The following is a 24218-nucleotide window of genomic DNA, read 5'->3' on the forward strand; positions in this document are numbered from 1 at the left end:
AATGATTCAATTATTCGTTCTCGCGTAAGCAGACGGCGTAACGCCAAACTCTTTCTTGAAATACTTGGCGAAATATTTAGGATCGTTAAAACCCACTTCGTAAGCAATTTCAGAAACGGTCATTTTGGATTTTTCTAAAAGTTGAGCGGCCCGTTTTAATCTGATATCCCTAATGAAATCGATCGGGCTTTTTCCGCTCAGGGAAAGGAGTTTTTTATAAAGGGCGACACGGCTCATAAACATCGCCTTGCTCAGATCTTCTACAGAGAAGTCCGGATTGGAGATATTTTTTTCTACTATCTCCAATGCGTGTGTTAAAAACTTCTCATCCGGAGAACTTATCTCAACATCGGCTGGCTTTACCTCCATCTGCTTCTGATAAGTTTTCCGCATTTTTGTTTGCAGCGACAATAAATTTTTTATGCGCGATTGAAGAATTTCAAAATTGAAAGGCTTGGTCATGTAGTCATTGGCGCCGGTTTCCAGGCCACGCAATTGCTGATCTTCTCCCGTAAGTGCTGTTAACAATATTACAGGAATGTGCGCAGTTCTTTTATCGGCTTTAAGTTTTTTACATAGTTCTATTCCATCCATCACTGGCATGGAGATGTCGCTCACCACCAGCTCAGGATGCGATGCCAATGCTTTTTGCCAGCCCACTTTTCCATTTTCTGCTTCCAGTATATTAAAGTGTTCGCGAAGGTTATCCTTCAGGTAAAAACGGAAATCATCATTGTCTTCAACCAACAACACCGTTGGCTTCTTCGAAAATGAGTTTTCTTTTATTACTTCCTCGCTTTCTATTTCTGTCGGAACAACCTGTTGTTCCGTTTCAATGTGTTTGTTGTTTCCATTTACCGCAACCACTTCGTTAATTATGTTCTCTTCGATGTGCACAGGTGCGTGTATCACTTCCTTCAATGGCAATGCCACTTCAAATGTGCTTCCTTCGCCTAAAATACTGTGAACCGAAATACTACCGCTATGCAGCTTTACAAATTCTTTTGTGATGGCGAGCCCTATCCCACTACCCTGGTTTATTAATGTGCCAGGGATTTCATTCTGAAAAAACCTGTCAAATATTTTTTCCTGCTTGTCATGCTCCATGCCAATACCGGTATCATTTACTTTTACCGTCAAAAGATGTGTTGCGTTGTCTGCATGTATCGCTTTTAAAACCACGCTTACACTCACTGTTTTATTCTCTGGTGTAAACTTGAAAGCATTTGAAAGCAAGTTGAAAAGGATGCGTTCTATTTTATCGTGATCAAAAAAAGTAATGAAATGTTCAACGTTTGTTGTAACAGAAAATCTGATATTCTTTTTATCGGCAAGGTCGGTAAATGATTGAGCTATGTCTTTCGCAAATTGAATGATATCGCCCTGTCTTGTTTGCAACTTAAGTTCCTTTACCTCCATTTTACGAAAATCAAGGAGCTGGTTAACAAGGTTCAGCAATCTTCTCGCATTGCGGTAAATGAGTTGTAGTTGTTTCTTTTCATCGTCACCGCTGAACTTCAACATTCGTTCAAGTGGCGTTAGTATGAGCGACAATGGTGTTCTGAATTCATGGCTCACATTGGTAAGGAATTTAATCTTCAACATGTCCAGTTCATGCAGTCGCTGTGCCTGGTGCCGCTCTTGTTCCAGCGCAAATTTTGTTCTTGCTCTTTGTAAAATCCTGAACCGTGCGAAATACAATACGCCGCCGATCACCAGCAAATACAGCAAGTATGCCAATGGTGTTTTCCAGAATGGCGGCAATACTTTTATTGTCATGGTTATGCCCTTCTCGTTCCACACTCCATCATCGTTGGATGCTTTCACTTTGAATGTGTATGTGCCCGGGCTAAGGTTGGTATAAGTTGCCTTCCTGTTTTTACCATCCGTTATTGTCCATTCTTTATCGAAACCCTCGAGCATGTACATGTACTGGCTCTTCTCGGTATTGGAATAACTTAATGCGGCAAACTCAATGGAGAAAACATTTTCATTGTGTTTTAAAACGACCTGGTTCGTTTCACTGATCGATTTATCGAGCACAACGTGTTTGCCCACTTTTTCGCCAACGCCAATTGTTTTGTTGAACAATAAAAAATCTGTGAATGCGATTGCCGGTACCGATTTGTTTGTTTGTATGTTCGACGGGTCGAATAGATTGAAACCATTTGCACCGCCAAACATCAACTCTCCTTTTCTTGTTTTTAGTGCTGCGTTTTCATTGAACTCCCTGCCCTGCAAACCATCCTGCTCGTCGAAGTTTTGGAAACGATACACATAGTCTTTTGTGCTGTTTCCGGATATGGATATTTTGCAAATGCCATTCCTTGTGCTTATCCATACATTGTGATTGTTGTCCTCGAGTATGTTCAAAATGTTGTTGTCCGGCAGACCATCGCTTACTCGTAAAATCTTCACAACTTTGCGATCGATATCGAAGATGGTTATTCCCTCACTGCTTCCGGCCCATATCATTCCGCGACTATCCTGCAATAGCGTCATTACAAAATTGTTACTGAGGCTTGTGCCATTGTCATTGTGTGAGAGGTGAATAAATTTTGAGGCCTTATTGTCCAGCACATCAATGCCGGCATCTGTGCCGAACCAAATATTTCCGGCTTTGTCTTCAGTGATCGCCGCGATGTAGTTGGTTTGAAGATAACCATCTGACTTGCGATGATGCGTAAATGTTTTTGTATTCCTGTCAAACAAATCGATGCCGTTTCCCAAGGTGCCGATCCAAAGCCGCTGCTTGCTGTCTTCATAAATTTCCCATATGCGATCGTCTGAAATGCTTGCAGGATCTGCTTCATTGTGCTTGTAGTGAATGAAATTTTTTCCATCGAAACAATCCAACCCTCCATAATACGAGCCTATCCAAAGCTTTTGATCGTGATCGATCCAAAGGCTTACGATCACGTCATTGCCAATGGTGTTTGTGTTTGAATTGCTGTGCGTATAGCGTATAAACTGATTTGTTTGCCTGTTGAAATAAATTAAGCCTCCGCCATTTGTTCCTATCCAGATATTGCCTTTAGCATCTTCAACAAAGCGGTTCACGTCGTCGTAACTCAGGCTTGTAGGATCTGAAGGCTGATGACGAAACAACGGAAACTTGATGATATTTTCCCTGTAATAACTTACGCCCTGCTTGTAAGTGCCGGCCCAAATGATACCGCTGCTATCGCGATACACAGTGGTGATAGCATTTTGTGCGATGGTTTTGTCATCGTCTTCGTTATTGAGCAGGTAGCGAATGCTATTGTTCTCTTTGTTGTAAATGTTGATACCACCATGATCTGTACATATCCATATCAGCCCGTCACCATCCTGCGTCACGCCATTGATGATGTTATTATTCAGTTGTGGCGAGGATTCTTTGCTGATGTGTGTGAGTTTATTTTGCGAAGGATTGAAATGAAACACTCCGTTTGACACAGTTGTAACGTAACACCAGAGCTCATCCTGGGCATCTATAAAAATTTGAAAATCGCTGTTGCCTGAAAAGTATGGCACCAGCAAGGCATTGCGATAAACGATTTTGTTTGTCTTGCCATCCATCTTTTCCATCACACCATTTCCATGAATGATCCAGAAATCGCCTGCAGCATTCTCTGCAAAAGCCGTTACATTGTTGTCGCATATTGTTGCCTCGTCGTTGCCGCTATGTGTGAAGTGAATGCTCTTTTCTGTTTTGCTATCATACTTGAAAAGCCCGGCTGTTGTATGAACAAACCAGTAATAGCCTTTTCTGTCTTTCTTTATATCATCAATTGCAGAATCAGGAATACCGATTTTGGCGAAATACAAACTCTCGTCTCTGCTAAAACTTTCTGTTTCCCTGTCGTAAAAATTGATATGGTCCCTGGCTTGCACCCAAACTTTATTGTCGGGCCCTTCCCAGATCTTAGAGATGATATCGTTGCCAATCGAAGTCGAATCACTGATGATATGCTTAAATACTTTGAATTTATAGCCATCATACCTGTTTAATCCTGAGGATGTGCCAAACCACATAAAACCTTTATCGTCACGTAATATGCTATTGATCTGGTTGTTAGACAACCCATTGCGAATATCTATCCGGGAAAAACGATACTGTGTTCCCTGCGAAAACAGGTCGCAGCAAAAAAATATTTGCAGTATTAATATGACAGACAAGCACCTCATAGCAGTGAAAAACAGTTAAGCAAAGTAAGGGTAATAATTGAATTATCGATTATTGAATTATTGATGTTACTAACAGTTGTTGAGGTTTCAGCCGTTAATTCTTACAAATCCAAACTTGCTTATAAATTCATTTACTTCATCGTCAAATGACTTTGACGCGTGGTGCCGCTCCTGATTGTGAATATATCGCACGACAGCCGGCACGATCGACTCACTAACTGACACAGCAAAATAATCATCTTGCCAATCAAAACCACCATTTACTATTCGATTTTGATTTATCCAATGAGAAGAGCCGCCTTTTATAAACTGAGCAACCTCCGCGATTGTTTGTCCATTACCAAGTGAGATCAAACAGTGTAAATGATCCAAATACCCATTGATCGCTCTCAAATAAATTCCCTTTTCTTTACAATTTTGCATTATCTGCAAACAAAGATACCGCCGAACATCTGCTGTTAATATTGGCTCCCTTCTTTTAGTGGCCCATACGAGATGCACCCATATTCTTACGTATGACATAATAAAAACTTAATGAGTGATTTGAAAAAGGAAAATATTTTGGAGGAGACTGATGGGACTAGAACGTATTTACAATTATACTCATTTTCTGTTAGCTAAAGCAAACAGCTATGAATTAGGTGCGATTTGCTTTACAAATATTACACTACCTGAAACGCAGTCAATCTTGGACAACAAGCAAAGCTCACGCAAAATAAAATCGGTCTCACTTAATTCACTGCCGTTCGTTTCAACGAACGGACAATAAAAAAAGGCTGAATCTCTTCAGCCTTTCAATTATTCAATAATTCAGTTATTCAATTATTAATACGCAATCGCAGCGCTGAATTTATTCTCACCTGCACCAAGTTCAGCTGCCGCAGCATTGCTGATGCGGATGGCGAGGCCGCTGTTTTCTTTTATGTCAGCAAGATTGCCGAGCACTTTCGCGTATACAATTTTGTTGTTGGATGTATTGCTCACTTTAACGATTGTACCAACGGGCACATTGTTCATTAAAACATAGTATTTGCCGTCGCTCCAGCCACTGGTGCTACGGAAAATAGCTGCAGAGCCGGAAGAACTTTTACCACCGTTGTCAAATTGAGATTTAAAATATCCTCCTTTGAAATCAACATTAGAAGGAGTTTCTGTGGATGCAACCGTAACAGGTTTGTTTTCTGTAACTGTTACAGGAGCAGTCTTTTCAACAACAGGTTCAGGCTTTTTCTCTTCAGTTTTCGTTACTCCTGATTGTTGTGCTGCGGTTGTTGTTGCTGCTACCGTGCCGGTTGAACCTTGAGTAGTGGCGGGTTTTGTTTCAACTACTGTCGCGGTTTCCGTCTTGATGGTTGCTGATCCTTTAGAAGCCAATGCACTCTGACCAGGCTTCACTTTCAGGTATCCTACTACCAGTTTCATTCCTGCCTTCAGCTGATCATTTGTAATGCCATTCCATTTTTCAATATATGCGGTAGGAACTTTATTGTAATTGGTGCTTATGCGATACATCCATTCTTTTTCCGCCACGACATGATAGACAGGAACAAACACCTCATCACTTGCTTTCTGGCCATCCTGTGAAAAATTTGCGGCAGTAAGCGGAATTTTTATTTGTTCGCCAATGCTCAATGCTTTATCCATTGAGGCACTGTTAAAAGGTGCAATTTCTTTCGGGCTGATGTTATACAACCTGCCAATGCTGTACCAGTTTTCTTTCGCCACTACTGTATGTTCCACATATAAACTAGGCGAGGTGCCTCCAACCATCAAATCACCAGATTGAGCAAAAGAGGCTCCGGATATTAGAATCAAAAGGAATACGTTCAGAAAAAACCTCATGTTATAGTTGTTTAAACCGTGCAAATATGAATAATCTTTGTGAACATCGTACAAATTAAGCACCAATTTTATGGCTCACTTCAAAATTCTCCACTCTTTTGGATAATAATTATTTAATCGGTTCGGCAATAGTTTTATAAAGCCCAGATTTCTGCTTTTGTATTGCAAAACGGTCCAACCTTTGCCATTGGAATCAAGCTTGAAATCAGACTTTCGCAGATATTGCAGCGCTTCTTCTAGTGTAACGTCAATTACAGGAATATTATTACTTAATAAATTGCTAACTGCAAGTGAATGTTCAGGTATTAATTCTTTTGGCGTGATTTGCCCTAAAGCAACACCAGCCTGCTTAATATATAGTGATTGCTGCAACAGGTCGATATCCTGTACAAACCGCGCGGGAAGTGCCAATGCCAGTTCCTTCCATTTTAAAATAGAAATTCCCACGTCTTCCCTGATCCATTTTTCAGCAATGGCGATGTCATTCTTTGATAATTTTTCGAGTTTTGATTTTTTTGGAAACGCTACTTCGCCGCACTCACTTTCCTGTTTTTCCATGCAGGCTATAAAGAAGCCTTCGCCCTTTACTTTGTCCGGATAAAATCTGTACCCGTACGCCTTATTCTTGTCACTCAAGGCTTCAACAATGTTCCATTCTGGTTCGGTTGACAACCGCAAACTTTTCATGTTGAATTCGTCGATCATCCAGTCCGCAATTGCTTCATCTTCATCTTTAGAATAGGAGCAGGTGGAATAAATTAAGATGCCTCCTTGCTTTAGCGCGGGCAACACATCGGCTATGATCCTTTGCTGTCGCTGGCTGCAGAGTTGTACATTGGCTTCGCTCCACTCTCCTATTGCATCGGCATCGCGGCGAAACAACCCGCTACCACTGCATGGTGCATCTATTACGATGATGTCGAAATAATTTTCCAGCTTCGCAAAATCTTTGGGATCGTTGTTGGTAACCACCACATTTTCTGCGCCCCATTTCGTAATGCTTTCCGCGAGAATGTTGGCTCTCGTTTTTATTACTTCATTGGTAATAAGTAAACTTTCATTTGAAATAACGGACTGTATCAAAGTAGATTTGCCGCCGGGTGCCGCGCAAAGGTCTAATACTTTTAATGATTGCGACATATCTGCCGTTTGTCGCAGGGCTTGTTCTAAAAACATACTGGACGCTTCCTGTACGTAGTAAGCGCCTGCGTGCAACAGCGGGTCCAACGTGAATGAAGGTCTTTGCTTTAAATAGTAGCCATTAGATGTCCACGGAATTTTCGATTCCACTTCAAAACTATGTTCGTAAACATCGAATGCTTTCGTGGGATTTATTCTTACCGAAGTGATCTGTTGGCCGGATGTATGCATTTGGATAAATGCTTGCTCATCGTAACCTGGCAAACCTTTGAGGGATGATAGCAATGCTGTGGGTAATGTTGACACCTGAATGTTTTAGTGCGTCAAAGGTAGGGCATTTCAGGATGTACGATGTGCGAGGGGTAAGCGCAAAGGGAGCAAAGGTTTTATAGATATTTTAAGGTCAGGATGAAGAAAATCTGCCTTCGTTATCTTTGCGCAACCTTTGTGTTCTTTGCGGTTAAAAAGCACCAAAACAAAAAACCGGCTCCAAAAGAAGCCGGCTTCATTATGCTAAAAACTAAAAAACTCTGTGTAAAAAAAAGGGCCCTCTGTAGAAACAGCTGACCTCTAACGATTGCTTGCCATATGAAAAATTCGTAAAAATCTCTTTTGTTAGTGTAGCAGCCTTTTTGCTTTTTCTCTGCTACTGTGTCCGGAATCTTCTTCTTTTTTCTTTCTCTTCAACCCCTTTCGTTCCGTTCACAATGTAAAAGTAGCACGCGGGGGAAGAATTTCTAAACCAAGTTTTTCCCAGGTTCATGATGCCAAAACGGGATCACCAATATCAAAATCCACTCCCACAAAGGATTTTATGACAAAAGTCATATGAAGCCCAACGAAAATCAGATGGACTATTTTCTTGAAAAATGTGATCTAAAAGTGAAATAACCCATCATTTGTCGCCCACAAAAGGCCACGGAGTAACCGGATTGCATCTATCAATCTAAAAAAAAGACCATTGATAAAAGATAGAAATCTTGCATCAATGGCGTTTTAAGAGTGTTAACAGCTTTAACATCTTGTACGAATCAACTATTAGTTACCTGGCATAATACTTATTGCAGCGCCGCCACCCGGGGCGAGTTTTAGGTTTAGTTTGGTTTTAGCATCTACTTTCAGCTTTTGTATCTTATATGATTCAGGGTTGTCTTTCCAATCTGCCTTATCTCCGTCGGCGTAAACAACGGCTATGTATTTTTTCCCTTTATCGAGGAAGTCAAGTGGGATGTTTGTGGTTCTTGCGTTTTCATCTGTAATCGCTCCAATGAACCAATTGTCCTTTCCCTTTTCTTTGCGAGCTATGGTGATGTAATCTCCTGGTTCAGCTTCTAAAATTTTGCTGTCATCCCAATCTACGGGAACATCTTTTATGAACTGGAACGCATCAGGTTTTGCTTCATAGTTTTCCAACAAATCAGAAACCATTTGCACCGGACTGTACATCGTAATATAGAGCGCCATTTGCTTTACCAGCGTTGTGTGCACCTGCCTTGTAGGATCTTCGGGAGAATAATTTTTTAGTTTAAAAATGCCCGGCGTGTAATCCATAGGGCCGCCCATGAGCCGGGTAAACGGCATAATGGTTTCGTGCTCCGGCGAATTTCCTTTGCTGAACGCGTTGTATTCGTTACCACGACCGGCTTCGCACGCGAGCCAGTTAGGATAAGTGCGCTGCATGCCTGTGGGCCTCGGAGGCTCGTGCATATCAACCATTACCTTGTACTCTACTCCCTTTTTGGCTACACGCTCGTAATGATTCACCATCCATTGACCATCGTGATGTTCGCCGCGTGGAATTATTTTTCCTACATATCCTGTTTTTACAGAAGTGTAGCCGAATTTATTCATGAAGCGAAACGCCGTATCCATCTGCCTTTCATAGTTTGTAGCAGAACCAGACGTTTCGTTGTGCATGATCATCTTTACATTTTTCGAAGCGGCATAGGCTGTAATTTCTTTTAAATTAAAATCAGGGTACGGTGTTACAAAATCAAAAACATCTTCTTTCCAGTTGCCGAACCAGTCTTCCCATCCTGTGTTCCATCCTTCTACCAACACGCCACCAATACCATTTTTCGCAGCAAAGTCAATGTACCGCTTTACGTTTTCGGTGGTGGCGCCATGTTTGCCGTTAGGAATTAATTTACCATTAGCATCGGTACTATCTGCATATTCGGAATATCGCCATGTGCTTTTGCCGATCTGCATTTCCCACCACACACCCACAAACTTCATCGGCTTGATCCATGATGGATCCTGGATTACAGAGGGTTCATTGAGGTTGAGAATAAGTCTTGATGCTAAAATATGTGTGGCTTTGTCGCTTACAATAATTGTGCGCCATGGCGTTTTGAATGGCGCATGCAGAAACGCTTTGCTGCCAACTGCATCAGGAACAAGGCTGGAAGACAAACTGCTTGCGCTTCTGTCAACATGTAATTGCATTGCGGGATAACCAGATAGCGCCGCTTCATGAATGTTGATGTACAACCCGTCATTTGTTTTCATCATCAAGGGTGTCTGCACCGCATATTGATCGGGGGCTACACGAACGGCAATATCTGTTGCTGTTGCGGCAAGCTTCCATGCATCTACTTCACTAAGTTTTGAAGTGGTGTATGGATACTCATTCGTGTCGTAATCTCCGGGTATCCAAAAAGCTTTATGATCGCCTGTTAAATTGAAATGTGTGAATTCATCGGTGACGATAAAATATTTGAGAGCTGCCTGATTTGGAAAAACGTAACGAAACCCTACGCCATCTGCAAACACTCTGAAAACAATATCAAGGTACCTGCTGGCTACTCCTTTGTGCTTCAGGTGCACGGTGAGTTCTTCGTAGTTGTTCCGTATCTGATTCACCTCGCCCCACACAGGCTTCCAGGTTTCATCGACGGTTTTCTTTTCACTGCCCAGCAATTCAAAGTCTTTGTAGAATGTACTGTCGTCACTCAATGCGAAACCAAGAGCGGATGGTTTTACAATTTGCTTCTGATTAAAATAAACTGCATAGTTGGGCGTTCCGGATCTATCAAGTACGAATTCCAGTTTCAATCTTTCCATCCCGGCATTTAGCGTGGTTGCTTCCTGAGCCATTGATCTTTGCAAAAAAGCAATGCACAAAAAGAAAACACAAGTCTTCATTAATCGCATATCTGTTTTATTTATTCAATCATTCTTTTTTTGCCACAGAGGGCACTGAGGAACAGAGGATTTTGAGAGCACTCTTCGCTATTCAGCTCATGTAATTTACTATTCATCATTTCATTCATTTCTCTGTGTTCTCTGTGGCATATATTGTTTTGCGGAGACGCGACATGTCGCGTCTCTACGGGCTACCTGCCTGTATTCAATCGCGATGAATCTGCATTGTATTCCATCGAATAAATGGGTGGCAGATCACCAAAAATGCTTTTATAATACTTACCAAATTCACTGCTGTAACTGTATGTTATCCTATCCGAACGATAGGGCTTGTCGGTAATCCATTCAGGTGTGGTAAACTTTTTTACTTCTACACCGTTTCTTATGATGAATGCTGTAACGGCGCCTGCAGTTTGCGGGAAACGTGTCACAGCAAAGCCGGCAGGAACATCTACAATTTTACCATTTACGTTTAGCGACGCTTTGTCTTTCAAAATCGTTACTACTTCTATCGCATCTTCTGAGGCAAGCGACACGCCGTTTTCTTCGAAAGAAACTACGGGTATATCAAAAGGTTTTGGAGTTACATTGTGTTTGTATTTTTTAAAAAATGTTACTATTACATCTTCATCTTTATAGAAAGGCTGTTGTTTCCAAACACCTTTGTAATAATTCAGAAGGATGGCGAAACCATCGTTGTGATTGATTTCTGGCGCTATATGATGTCCTTCTGGATAATCATTCCAGGTGATGATGTTTATTACTGATGCTTCTCTTTTCATTCCGAATTCAAATAAGTTCCTGAAGTTGTAAGAGAGCCCGGTAGCAACATATTTGCGCTCCACATTTTCCATCCCCGCATTCACGGCGTCCTGTACGTCATGAAACATGTCCCATGTGCCACGCTTTAAAAGTTTGGAAGTATAAAAATCATTAAAGGTTGACCCTTCAAAGGTTCTGTTCCTTTTCTTGCATTCATCTGCTACAAGATTTCCAATATATCCCTGCTCCTTGTATGGAAGTGTCCATACCCAAACAGCAGGAAAATAATCAAGCACACTATTCAATTTTTGTTTGGTAATATTTTCATTGATGCAATAAATGCATGCAAACTTTTCACTCACGGCATCACCTAATTTTTTAAAGGCTTTTGCCATGTAATATTGCTCCGGCTTGCCTTTGAGGTTGGCGGGAATATCTGCGATCTGTTCGCCGTACCACAAATACACAACAAGGCGGCCATCTGGTGTGCGCAGCCAGTGCGAATTGTTTCGGCCAACGGCATCCATAATGCCGTTGATGCGTTTTGCAAACTCGTGTATCTTTTTATCTTCTGTAGAACCGGAAGGATGAGATATACACAGCGCTAATTTAAAATCAATATTTTTTGCGTCGGCTACGCGAAAGTATGCTTTGATGATGTCGTCCCAGGAATCGTTGTATAATGTGTAGTAAAATTGAAACCCGTCGATGCCGGATTTAATGGCCGTGCGCATTTCAAATTCTACGGCTTCATCCAGCGATGCATCTTTGAGTAAGCGATCATTCATGGGAACCACTTGTGTGAGGCCGCCGATGGGTGCGGAGATATTTCCTTTAGGTGAGTAATAATCAGGATCACAGCTATCTTCAAACTTGTGTCCTTTGTATCGAATGATATTTGTCATGCAATGTGCAATGACCATTTTTTTGTTGGTTATGGACAAGCTCAATTCAGTTGCATTTTTGAGATTGTCTTGCGCACAGGATTGTAGTATTATGCAGCAACACAATGCTACAATCATCATGACAATGCTAACCGTATGTACTGTTGTTTTCTGCATAATAAGTTTTGATAATAAGGGTTCCGTGGGGCGAATCGCATTCGCCCGCGATGCAAACCATTACACACGTCCCTAAATGTTGGTCAATATTTCTTTTCAGTAGAACAAAAAATTTCAGGTATAAACTATACGAAGCCTTTCGACTTCGCATAGTTTATGTTGTTGTTGTTAGAACACCTCCGTTGGTATTGATTAGTTGTATCCCGGATTTTGATCTGCACTCGTAATCTTAGGATTAGAGTTGATCTCAGTTATTGGAATTGGCCATACGTAAGACTTGGCATCACTCCACTGGCTTGACAAAGTACCTTCATGTACATTCAAAGCATTCTGATAAAAGTCTGCTTCTGTTTTGCCAATTCTCCAGCGGCATACGTCGAACCACCATGAACCTTCGTTGTACAATTCGGCCCAACGCTCGTAGTATAGCGGGTTGTGACCAAGCACAGGATCGGTTGCAGAATTAGCAGGAGTTACATCAGTGAATGATTTATAGTCAATAGCAGACGCTGCATCTACAGGTAAATTATAAGCTCTGCGTTTTACTTTGTTCAGGTACTCAAGGCCTGTCGCATCTGAGCCCGAATTGTGCAATGCTTCTGCATACAATAGGTACACATCTGCCAAACGCAGCAGGTAAAAGTTAGCGCCATCTGCAGGTCCCTGGTTGTTAATGTTGTTGTAGATCACTGCATTTTTTCTAACACTGAATCCATATCTGTTTGCTTGACCAGCGAAGAAACTTGGCATACTAACAGGATACCATGTTTTGCCATCAGGCTTTACAGAATCAACCCATGGTTGCAAGCCGGCAACATACAGGCGGGGATCCACTGTGAGATTGCTTCTTGCAGCAACAGCTTTTGTTCTGTAAGTAGGATCCATTATTTTCTTAGGGTTGTCGAAAGCAGCAGGTTTTGTTGAATTAAAATTTGGGTTGTCTACAAGTGTGTAAGATCCTAAAGTGTAACCGAAACGAACCACGCTTCTGTCATGGAAAATTTCGTTACCGTAGCCCATTGGTTGAGATCCGCCTTCAGTTCCATCTGGTCCAAGATTCCACGGGCACCAGATCAAGCCATTAATACTTGTGGCATTGATGTTGTCGCCATATACACCATAGTTTCCTTTGGCATCCGGGTCAATGTTAAGTTCGAACAATGATTCTTCATTGAATTCATTAGCAGAATTTCCAACAAATGCATCTCTGTATTTTGTGTAAGGCATGAGGCTTTTACCGCTATGTGTAATCACATCTTCCAGTGTTGTTTTTGCATTGGCCCAATCTTGCGTGTAGATGTAAGCCTTACCCAGCAAGCCCTTTGCAGTCCACTCAGTTGCTTTGCCTCTTTCGTCACCGGTCCACACTTTACCTTTCAGCAAGGTTGCCCCTTTCTGCAGATCGCTTTTTATCAGGTCCCATACTGCCTTAACGGTACTGCGTGGCACAGCTGTGCTGTCTAAAGAAGAAGGTACTTTATCGAAAATAGGAACACCTCTTTTATCGCCGCCACCATTTGTGGTGATATAGCTCTCACCAAACAAGCACTCCAATTGCATGTAATAATAGGCACGCAATGTATATGCCTGTCCCCTGATCGCATCTATATCTGCCCCGTCATTTCCTTTAGAATAATTGGTTGCATAAAAATCTGCAGCTTTCAATGTTACGTTACAGTTTTTTACACCTGTAAACAATACCTGCCATGCTTCCGCCGCGTATTGGTTAGATATGGAAAGATTGTTTTTCGCCATTTCGTTCCAACCCGGATCGCCGTCGTAAATAGCATCTACGCAATGCATGCTGTTGGAAAGTGCTTTTGGCAAAAAGTGAAAACCGAGGTAACCGGCATCACGCATGTTGGAATAACTTGCAGCCAAAACACTATTCAAATCGTTGATAGAAGCCGGGTAGTTGCTTGTAGAATACTGGTCCGTAGGTGATACGTTTGAAGGGTCCTTCGTACATCCTGCCAGAAGGCTCACTCCCAGTATTGCTGTATATATTTTTCTAATCATTGTAGTTAATTTTTTAAAATTGAAAAGCGAGCTTAGAATGTCAGATCAAGACCTACTGACCAAATTTTTGCTTGAGGATATTGAGATACCGCGTCTACACCTCTTGTAGTTACAGTGATACCGCCTACATATCCTTGTTGTTGTGCCATAGAGAATCCTGTGCCGAGCTCAGGATCAAGACCTGAGTATTTTGTAATGGTGAACAGGTTGTTTGCCATCACGAATACTCTTGCACTTCTCATTTTTATTTTTTCCATCAAAGCATTAGAGAATGTATAACCGATCTGCAGGTTCTTCAATTTTAAGTAGCTGCCATTTTCTACGAAGTAGCTGTTAACTTTTGTATAGTTGCCGTTTGGATCTAAAATGAATTGATTGGCATTTGCAGGATTGATGTAACCAATACGTGGTTGTCCTGTAAGTTGATTGCTGCCAAGGTATGAAGCACCAAAGACTTTGCTGGTGGTGTTACCATCTGCCCAAGGGTACATTTCATACGCTTTTACACCATTGAAAAGTTCTACGCCCGCAACACCATTGAACAACATCGCGACGTCAATACCTTTCCAGCGCAGGTTAACGGTTGCACCATACACCATTTTAGGATTAGGATTGCCCAATACTTGTTTATCAGCTTCTGATACCACGTTGCCATTTTTGGCATCGTGTGCATAGATAAGGTCGCCTGCTTTTGCACCTGGTTGTGCAGTCGCTGCAGCAGCTTCCTGGTCTGTTTTAAACATGCCTATTACTTTGTAACCGTAGAAAGAACCAAAAGGAAGTCCCGCTCTTGTTACAGTAAGGTTTTGGTTTGGCATTACGTTAAAGCCTGCATCACCATTGCTGTAGTAGTTAACGCCATCAAACAACTGATCGTTTGGAATGCCTGAAAGATCAAGCACTTTGTTGTTATTGAACCCTGCATTGAAGCTCACATCGTAGCTGAAGTTTCCCGCTTTGTTTCTGTAACCTATCAAAAGGTCAACACCCTTGTTTTGCACTGAACCAATGTTCACGAAGTATGGTGAAGTGTAACCGGCACTCACAGGCATTTTCAGCGCATACAACATGTCTTTTGTTTTCTTGTTGTACCATTCCACTGTAAAATACAAGTGGCTGTTCAAAGCTTCTCCATCGATTCCTAAGTTGGTTTCGTATACAGTTTCCCAGTGAAGGTTAGGGTTAGGGATTGCGTTTAAAGAATTTGCAATTACAAGTGGAGCACCGGGTGCAAAATTTTGTCCACCCAACGCGTTATAGCCAGCACCTGTAAACTTGCTGTAAGTAGCAGCGTAAGAATATGGATTGATGGCGCTGTTACCCAGTGAACCGTAGCTGCCTCTGATCTTTAAGAGATTAACTGCGTTGGAAATTGGTTTCCAGAAATTTTCTTCGCTGATGTTCCAGCCTGCGGAAAATGCGGGGAACGTACCTTTTTGTTTGCCCGGACCAAACACTGTAAAATTGGCGTCTTGTCTTATAGATGCAGACACATAGTATTTACCGTTGAAGTTGTAGTTCAATCTTGCAAACTGAGATTTGATCAAACCGTTTGCATCATATTTACCATGAACAGTGGTGTTACTTTGAGAAGTTTGAATGAAAGAATATCCCGGCAAACCGATCATACTTTGGTTTGCTTCTACGTAGTTGTAAACATTTTTGATTTGCTCATAACCAACCAATGCGCTGATGTTGTGTTTGCCAAAAGTGTGATCGAATGACAACAGGTAGTTGGTAAGCAATGTAGAACTAACGATGGAGGTTTTATCCAGGAAGTTGGTAGCACTTGTAACCGCTCCAAAGTTGTATGGAGCCTGGTAATAATCGTTTGTTTCGTTATAGTAACCATAACCAAGGTTGGTCCTGAAAGTCAGGTACCATGGGAGTTTCACCTCGCCATATACGTTGCCCTGGAAATTGTTTTTAAAGTTTTGTGCCATTGCTGAGTTTACCGCGCCTACAGGATTTGGACCACCAAACTGTATGGCAGGATAACCCGGAGGAAGTGTTCCCCATGAATTATCCCAGCTGTTGTGTACGGGAATAATTGGTTGTGTGCGGAAAGGAGCATTGTGCAGTTGCGCTTCGCTACCTACAGGAGGAGCTGTTCTGCGTTGAGAAACCGATACCTGCTCTCCTATTTTAACGTAGTTGCCCAATTTGAAATCTGTATTTACGCGTGCTCCGCCAATGTTTGAGAAGTTGTTGATGTAAATACCTTTATTGCCATTGTAAAAACCCGAAGCGAGGTAGTTTACATTAGGAGAAGAACCGGAAACAGACAAGTTATAGTTCTGCTCGTAACCATTGCGATACAATTCATCCACCCAATCTGTATTTGCCAGTGTATCTGTTTGCGTAGCGCCTTTAAAGTAAGTAGGGTGAATAATGTTTTGCAGTTTGATCCAGTCATTTCTGTCAAGCAACTTCACCAGCTTTGGTTGAGAAACGCCATAGCGTGCGTTGAAGTTAACAGTAGGTCTTTGGGAAGCGCCTTTTTTTGTGGTAATCAAAATTACACCGCCGGCTGCTGCCGAACCATAAATGGCTGCTGCACTTGCATCTTTTAAAACTTCCACAGAAGCAACATCCTGAGGGTTAAGGTTGGTTCCATCTGTACGCACTCCATCCACAATGTAAAGTGGATTAGGTTGGTGAAGTGATGCTGTACCTCTTATCAGAATAAGCGGTTGTGCATCCGGTGCGCCTGAGCTCTTAATTACTTCCACACCGGCAGCTCTACCTTGCAAAGCTTCTGTAACATTGGTTACCGGCTGGTTTTTAAAAGCATCGCCTTTTACAGATACAACGGAACCCGTCACATCTTTTCTCTTTTGGGTGCCATAACCCACTACCACTACTTCGTTGAGGCTTGATTTATTTGGTTGCAATGAAACGGCAACCGCTGTTTTGTTTTTTATAGAAATTTCCTGTTGATCATACCCTATATAAGTGATAACTAATGTTGTTGCGGAATTAGGTACAGTGAGGGTAAACACACCTGTTGCGTTGGTGTTTGTTCCAGAAGAAGAGCCTTTTTCTTTAACGGTGGCACCGGCCAGTGGTGCGCCTTTGTCGTCGGTAATAGTACCGGTTACGGTTTTGCTTTGTGCCCTTGCAAGATTTACAAGAAACAGACACATAAAACCGCATAGCATCTGTTGTAGCAATCGTTTTGTAAGCATAATCAGGATTGTTTAAAAAGTTTAAATATGTCGTAATGCAGATTGTTTTGAGAATAAACTATTAAATAGCACAACTTGTTTCGATCAGCGAAACATGTTTTTGCTACTTAACGTTCGATCAACAAAAAAGGGAAAATAATGATGTGGGGAACCCAATAGTTTTTTAGTCATAAACAAGCATTTTTGGTTTATAGCTTTTCAAGGAAGCTTTAAAAAGGAAGTAACATTTTCAGCGAACAAGTCGTTAGTCATGTTCACGAGATCAAAATAATAGCGGGAAAAAAGCGAAACCAATTTATATGCTCTGACTATAAGAAATATTTGCTAAAATGAGCGTTTTACAGAAATTAAATGATTGAAAATCAACTATCTAAAAACACATTAAACTTTTTTATATATAATGATATTTTACCCATATTTTAATCCGATACAAGCATTTTATACCGTTTTTATATCCATAATGCGATGCTCAAAGTCTTCGTTGGGTACCAAAGATTTGTTTTTAATTTTTGTTTTATAAGTGTTGATCGTGTTAACAGAGTATTCCAAAATCTGGGCGATCTTTTCATTATCATGAATGCCCATTCTTATCAAAGCAAAAATTCTAAGATCGGTGTTTAGCAGTTCGTTGTCTTTTAGTTTTATTTTATCTTCTTCGGCAAACAATGCATTGAATTCATCTATGAAATTTGGAAACAGTTTCAGGAAAACCTTGTCGAAGTTTTTCAACAGCTCTTCTTTTTCCTTTTTAAGATTAATGTTGTTCACCAGGAATTTTATCTCTTCCAGTTTTCGCTCGGCTATCTTTTGCTCAACCGATTTTTTAAACCGTTCAATTTTGGTGAAGAACTCCGAGTTGCCATTAAAGAAGTAACCGATATACTCTTCTTTGATCTTGTTGGCCTCTAAAAGTTTGGTGTTGATCTCCTGTTGTTTTGCATTTGCCGCCATGATTATTTTTTCTGCAGCTTTCAATTTTGCCACCTGGCGGAACACTATTACTATTAATGTTACCAATGCTATTAATAATAGTGTAGCAATGGCACTATAGGTAATTAATGTTTTCTTTTGGTTTTCTACCCGGTTAATCTTCTCACCTTCTATTAATGGCAGGATGGCACTCACCTGCACCTTGCGCTGGCGTGCGCCATAAAACACGGCATCGTTGATCGCCCGCTCAATATATGTCGAAGCATTTTTCAAATCGCCCTGCTTAAATAATATGGAAGCGAGATTGAAAATGGCAGCCGTTTCTTTCGTGGAAGATTTAATATCTGCAATCGCAGCTTTCACCAACAGAGCAGTCGCTGTATCTATTTGTCCGTTTTGTATGTAGATGTCACTAAGCGTGGACGCCGTTAAAGCAATTTCATGATAACTTAAGTTCGGATTGCTCATGATCTTTTTGAAATTGATCAGGGCATGTGGCCGGTTGTTGGAGCGAATGTCTTTTAGTCCCTTAAAATATAAGTACTCAAAATTGGTTGTGTCGTAATAGTTGAAGGCAGAGTCCAGATACTCGTTGCCCTTCTTATTATACTCCGGCGTGTGGTAAATATCATTGTCGTAATCGGCAAGGTCATAGTAATATCTTGCCATCAAAGAATAGTATTCTGCTTTCGAAGTATCGGATAAATGTGAAATGTCGATTCTCTTTAATGAATCATACGCTTCCTTAAACATCCCGGATGATAACAGGATAAAACCCTGTTTCATTTTCGCGTAATTAACCTTAGACTGATCGTTCAACTGGTAAGCAGCCTCGAGCAATTTTTTTGAATAATTGTATGCAGAATCATATTTAAATATTTTATATTCATCATACAGTCTCGAATACACGAAAAATCTATAGTCAGCGGTATTGTTATCTTTTCTTGCAAGGACTACTTTAAGGTCTTTGATAGATTTCAGTTTTGCATCGTCATATTGAGGAGCTTGTGTGATTGCGTCATTAAGATCAGAAAGCAGCGAGTTGGTAGTTTGCTGGCTATAGCTAGAAAGTCCAAAACCCAGTATGGCGATTGCGATAACTAAATGCTTCATAATAAAGTAAATAAGGGAATAGGAGCCGGAAATACCTGCATATACGCAATAATCAGAGGAACAGCCATTGGCATTCTCATAAGCAAGCTTTCTGTATCCATCACGAAGATAAGAGACTGAGGCAAAGAAACAAGGGTGATTTCACGCAAAGGCGCAAAGAGAGATCTAAGGACGCAAAGTCATGGTGATGTTTTTACATCTTCCTTTTCCAAGGAAGAGAAAAAAAGTTGTTTTGGGCGTGTCTTATCTCTTTTGCTTCTTTCGTTTCTGTATAAACCCTTTGCGCTCTTTGTTTTCTCTTTGCGCCTTTGCGTGAAATATGAAAAAATGACCCTCAAACCACCTGACAATGAACATTTACGCCTTTCCCTTGTTAGCCTTTGTATTGCCCTGGGTAGTGATACCTGTTTTAAAACCAGCATCAATCAATATGATTTTTACCTTAGGAAAGAACGTCCTTATTGCTAACTGTCTCCTGTTTTTTTTGATTGGCTCGCCGTCCGTCTCATATGCTTTGGAAGGCGCGGATACGTGTGCACCCCGGGACCTTTCAGATGTGGCCAGAAGTTTGTTTAACATGAAGCCTAAAAAAGAAAAAAACTCTGCCATATTTGTAGCACCAGTCTTCAACTCATCTCCCACCACAGGATTTGTATTTGGTATAACCGGACAGGGAGCTTTCCAGGTACCTGGCTCTAAAATTTCTGCCTTCCAGGCCAATATACAATACACCACCAAGGCCCAGGTCCTTATTTTTCTGCGCAACAACATTTACATAAACAAGAGTAAGATATTCCTTTCGGGAGATTGGCGTTATTTTAAATATTCCGAACCTACGTACGGGTTGGGAACAAATGCGCCGGAAGGTTCTATCGTCAACAAGATCAACTTCAACGGTCAAACGATGCCAACGGATTCGCTTGCGCAACCAATGACGTTCAATTATTTCAAACTACACCAAACCGCTTCATGGTCGGTAGGCAATGGCTTTTATGTAGGTCCGGGCATTCACCTGGACACTTACGATCATATCCACGATCTTAGCCTTGATACAGTAAGCACAGTAAAAAAATATACGAGCCACTATACTTACAGCCTGAAGCATGGCTTCAATCCTACGCACTACACGATGATGGGCGTGAGCTTGAACCTTATGTACGATACGCGGGACAATATGGTTAACACTGAAAAGGGAATGTTCGCAAACCTGAACTTCCGCACAAATCCAACCTGGCTCGGCAGTGATAAATCCAGCTCTGTTCTGTGGGCAGAGTTTAGAGCGTTCAAAAAAATTGTTCCGAATAAAAACCAGCATGTACTAGGCGTTTGGCTGATCGGAAATTTTGTGACAGGTGGTGATGTTCCTTACCTTGCCCTACCCGCTATTGGTTATGACCAGAGAAGCAGGAGCGGTCGCGGTTATACGAACGGACGCTTCAGAGGCGAACAGTTAGTGGACATGGAGGCTGAATATCGCTTTCCCATTATGTGCAATCAGCTGATCAGTGGTGTTGTGTTTGGCAGTGCAATTACAACAACTAACAAAGCCGCCAACGTTAATTTGTTTGACTATTTAAGACCTGCAGGTGGCGTTGGTTTACGCTTCTTATTCAATAAAAAAGCAAAAATGAACATGTCGATAGACTATGCGTTTGGTCAAAATTCATCCGGATTTTATTTTGGTGCAAGCGAAGTATTTTGACAAATTCAAAAGTCAAAAGCCAAAAGTCAAAAAGGGTGTGCATTTTGAATTTTTACTTTTGACTTTTGACTTTTAATATTTTACAGTCTTACTAAATAGCACTATCAATGCTGCTCAAACAGAATCTTACATTATACCGTATCGTTAAACTCACCTGGAAGGTAGATCTTATAATGATCAGCCTTTGCGCCCTTGCTTACTATGTTGACATATACCTTACGCCGCAAGTTCATATTCCTGCAATGGTTACAACGCTTATGGGAACAGCGATGGCATTCTTTATTGCATTTAACAATAACCAGGCTTACAGCAGATGGTGGGAAGCTAGAATTATCTGGGGCGGCATTGTAAACGATTCCAGGTCATGGGCGCGACACCTTCTTTCTTATACTTCGGATGATGAAAACAAAACTGTTTTGGTACGCAGAATGATACTAAGACACATCGGCTTTTTGTATGCGCTTAAAACGAGTCTCAGAAAGGTGCACGATGATGAATTCAAAAAATTCCTTTCCGAAGAAGAAGCGAAAAAAGTAAAATCGTTTGCAAACGTACCGAGCGCCATTCTTGATCTTCAGGCAGACGATATACAAAGGCTATCTGATCTTCAATTGATCGATGGATTTCGTTTTATGCAAATAAGCGGTGTACTGCAAAACTTTTGCGATCACATGGGAAAATCAGAACGCATTAACAACACGGTTTTTCCAACCAACTATATTTACTTCACCCGTTTGTTTATCTGGCTGCTCGTTGTTTGTGTAACAGTAACAGCGTCTGAAAACGTTGGCCCTTGGGCAATTCCACTGGGATGGGTATTGGGCTTTGTGTTCCACACAACGCATATAAGCGGTATGGCCATTATGAATCCATTTGAAATTGCGCCTGAGTGCGTGCCATTAAACAGCATCACACGCAACATTGAAATCAATCTTCTTCAAATGCTCGGCGAATCAAAAATTCCAGCACCGGAACCAACAATGCACGGAGGTGAATACATTCTTTAAGTGGAGAGTGGAGAGTTGAAAATTGAGAGTGGTCATTGCATTTTATAACTCTCCACTCTCAACTTTCAATTCTCAACTTCTACCTCATCACTCTCGTACCACACTTCTACCGTATATCCATCGGGATCTTTGAAGTACACAAATGGTTCGCCCGGCACAAATTCCCCTTGCTCAACTATGGGCGCATTGACTGTTGAAAGCACATCTGTTACCTTTTTAATTTCGTTTGCGTTGGTAAGACGAAAACCAAAATGCATGATGCCGCAATTGTTCTTTCCAGCAAGCTCTTTGTTTTCTTCAAACACAATAATGTCGTTTGCTCCAGGCGTTTGCACCTGTGCCCATTTAGGTGTGCTGTACATGACACTCGCACCAAAAACTTTTTCATAAAAATCCACTGATTGCTGCACATTCTTTACCGCAAGTGCGATGTGCGTGAGGCCGTAAGTCGTAAAAGCAGGTCCAGGCATAAAGAGATGGTTTTAGTATCACGCTGACAATTATTCGTTCAACACACAAAATCAAGCATAAGCTTCATAACATATGGCGACCGACTAACTCCGGCAATGAAAGGTTTACAAATGGTGTTGTGGCATGAAGTGCATTCTTCAACCAATCAAAGCTATATCATGATCAAGTGAGTTCTTTGCTGATTTATAATGGTAGGATCAAACCACAACCGACGTCTCTAAAGTTATTCAATTTCCCGGTTAATCAAAGAGAATGAGTGGGGAATATTTTCTACGAGGGCAAATAACTGAATAACTGAATAGTTGATTTTTGATTTTGCACGATGACCTTCGAACACTCAGTTATTCAGTTAATCAGTTATTCAGTTTTCCACATAAGTCCATCCAAACCTCTTTTCAGTTATTTTTGACAATCCAACTCCAACATCTATGAGAAAGGCTCACCTGCCACTTGATGAAGAAATACGGTTATCGGAGCTTGAGGGATACAACATTATGTATACGCCTCCTGAGAAAGAGTTCGACGATCTTGCCGAACTGGTTAAGCAAATCACCCACTGCACTTACGCAGCCATTTCGTTTATTGACAAGGATCGCCAATGGTATAAAGCCAGCGTGGGGAGCAGCAGAACAGAGGTACCCCGAGAGCTTTCATTTTGTTCCCATACCATACTTCAAAAAGACACGCTTGTTGTTCCCAATGCAACATTGGATGAACGATTTGCCGGCAACCCGGCAGTAACGGGAGGCGCCTTCATTCGCTTTTATGCAGGCACGCCCATCGTTTCTTCCAACGGCTATAACATTGGAACTGTCTGTGTTTGCGATTCGCGGGAACTTTCTTTTGACGATCAACAGGTTCGGGCAATGGAAATAATTGCATTGCAAGTGACCAAATTACTGGAGCTAAGAAAGAGGAACGCACTGATCTTAAAAAAGGCCGATGCACTGATTGACATCGAAAGAAAAACGTTGCAGCGCACTTTGAACGAACAGGAAAAAGAGCGTCAACTGATAGGAATTGAATTGCATGAAAATTTTGCTCAGATCGTTGCTTCGTGTCTTATGTACCTGAATGTTGCAGAAGATACAGATTCGGCCAGCGCACCGTTTGTGCAAAAAGCGAAAAGACAACTCGGTTCCCTTGTAGATGAAATGCGAAAACTGTCTAAATCATTCAATCCTATCAATGTGCCATGCATTGACCTTGAAGATATACTTTCTGATTTTCTGCTGCAATTAAACAGGAAGCCGTGGTTTGATATTGAAATGAAATGGAAGGATAAGGCGACAAATATTCCTTCGGACCTTGCACTGAATATCTTCCGCATTACAGCACAATTTCTGGAAATGCTTGCCTGCAATGGCGACAAAGTAGAGGCCATTATCTATATCGACCCTTCACAAGCCATTAATGTAAAAATTGATTGTGGCTCTATAATCAACAGCACCGAATTACTTGATGAGCAAAGCCTCACTTTCAATACGATCCTTAACAGGATTGAACTTCACGGGGGAATGTATGAGTTGAGGACTGAAGATAATCGTATTTCGTTCCGATGTTCATTTGCGAGAAATAGTAACTGAATAACTGATTAACCGAATAACTGAATGTCCGATAACCTTAATCCAAAATAGAAAATAAACCACTCAGTTATTCAGTTATT

General features: G+C 41.3%; 13 protein-coding genes. 3 read left to right on the forward strand and 10 right to left on the reverse strand.

Annotated features, from left to right (window positions below; genetic code table 11):
• Positions 1 to 6 precede the first annotated feature (6 nt).
• The 9 genes from KTO63_RS20875 to KTO63_RS20915 form a co-directional block, all read right to left on the reverse strand.
• A complete protein-coding gene (locus KTO63_RS20875; protein WP_217793894.1) occupies positions 7 to 4170 on the reverse strand; it encodes a hybrid sensor histidine kinase/response regulator transcription factor in 4164 nt (1387 codons plus the stop codon).
• Positions 4171 to 4257: 87 nt separating this feature from the next.
• Complete coding sequence (gene tnpA / locus KTO63_RS20880) at positions 4258 to 4692, reverse strand: IS200/IS605 family transposase (protein ID WP_217793895.1); 435 nt, start codon at positions 4690 to 4692, stop codon at positions 4258 to 4260.
• A gap of 303 nt (positions 4693 to 4995) precedes the next feature.
• Positions 4996 to 6012, reverse strand: coding sequence for a LysM peptidoglycan-binding domain-containing protein (locus KTO63_RS20885; protein WP_217793896.1), 1017 nt, complete (start codon positions 6010 to 6012; stop codon positions 4996 to 4998).
• Between the two features lie 75 nt (positions 6013 to 6087).
• Positions 6088 to 7458, reverse strand: coding sequence for a methyltransferase RsmF C-terminal domain-like protein (locus tag KTO63_RS20890; RefSeq protein WP_317195790.1), 1371 nt, complete (start codon positions 7456 to 7458; stop codon positions 6088 to 6090).
• A gap of 732 nt (positions 7459 to 8190) precedes the next feature.
• A complete protein-coding gene (locus tag KTO63_RS20895) occupies positions 8191 to 10299 on the reverse strand; it encodes a glycoside hydrolase family 97 protein (protein WP_232373266.1) in 2109 nt (702 codons plus the stop codon).
• 191 nt (positions 10300 to 10490) lie between these two features.
• Positions 10491 to 12122 (reverse strand): endo-1,3-alpha-glucanase family glycosylhydrolase, encoded by a 1632-nt coding sequence (locus KTO63_RS20900; RefSeq protein ID WP_217793898.1) that lies wholly within the window; start codon positions 12120 to 12122, stop codon positions 10491 to 10493.
• 192 nt (positions 12123 to 12314) lie between these two features.
• The gene (locus KTO63_RS20905; RefSeq protein WP_217793899.1) at positions 12315 to 14141 is read right to left on the reverse strand and encodes a RagB/SusD family nutrient uptake outer membrane protein; all 1827 of its coding nucleotides are present in this window, start codon (positions 14139 to 14141) and stop codon (positions 12315 to 12317) included.
• A gap of 32 nt (positions 14142 to 14173) precedes the next feature.
• Complete coding sequence (locus tag KTO63_RS20910; protein ID WP_217793900.1) at positions 14174 to 17329, reverse strand: SusC/RagA family TonB-linked outer membrane protein; 3156 nt, start codon at positions 17327 to 17329, stop codon at positions 14174 to 14176.
• A 438-nt stretch (positions 17330 to 17767) separates the two neighbouring features.
• Positions 17768 to 19372 carry a DUF6377 domain-containing protein gene (locus tag KTO63_RS20915; protein ID WP_217793901.1) on the reverse strand — a complete coding sequence of 535 codons (1605 nt, stop codon included), beginning with the start codon at positions 19370 to 19372 and terminating at the stop codon, positions 17768 to 17770.
• Between the two features lie 349 nt (positions 19373 to 19721).
• Here KTO63_RS20915 and KTO63_RS20920 point away from each other — a divergent pair, with 349 nt between their 5' ends.
• Positions 19722 to 21074: a BamA/TamA family outer membrane protein gene (locus KTO63_RS20920; RefSeq protein ID WP_217793902.1), complete on the forward strand. Its 1353-nt coding sequence runs from the start codon at positions 19722 to 19724 to the stop codon at positions 21072 to 21074.
• A 107-nt stretch (positions 21075 to 21181) separates the two neighbouring features.
• Entirely contained in the window at positions 21182 to 22081 is a 900-nt protein-coding gene (locus KTO63_RS20925; RefSeq protein WP_217793903.1) for a bestrophin family protein, read from the forward strand.
• 65 nt (positions 22082 to 22146) lie between these two features.
• Here the strand turns inward: KTO63_RS20925 and KTO63_RS20930 are convergent, their stop codons facing one another.
• On the reverse strand, positions 22147 to 22551 hold the full coding sequence (locus KTO63_RS20930) for a VOC family protein (RefSeq protein ID WP_217793904.1): 405 nt from the start codon (positions 22549 to 22551) through the stop codon (positions 22147 to 22149).
• Positions 22552 to 22980: 429 nt separating this feature from the next.
• Between KTO63_RS20930 and KTO63_RS20935 the strand changes: the two genes are divergently transcribed.
• A complete protein-coding gene (locus KTO63_RS20935; protein ID WP_217793905.1) occupies positions 22981 to 24138 on the forward strand; it encodes a sensor histidine kinase in 1158 nt (385 codons plus the stop codon).
• Positions 24139 to 24218: the final 80 nt, after the last annotated feature.

The organism is Pinibacter aurantiacus, from assembly GCF_019130065.1.
Taxonomy (GTDB): Bacteria; Bacteroidota; Bacteroidia; order Chitinophagales; family Chitinophagaceae; genus Pinibacter; species Pinibacter aurantiacus.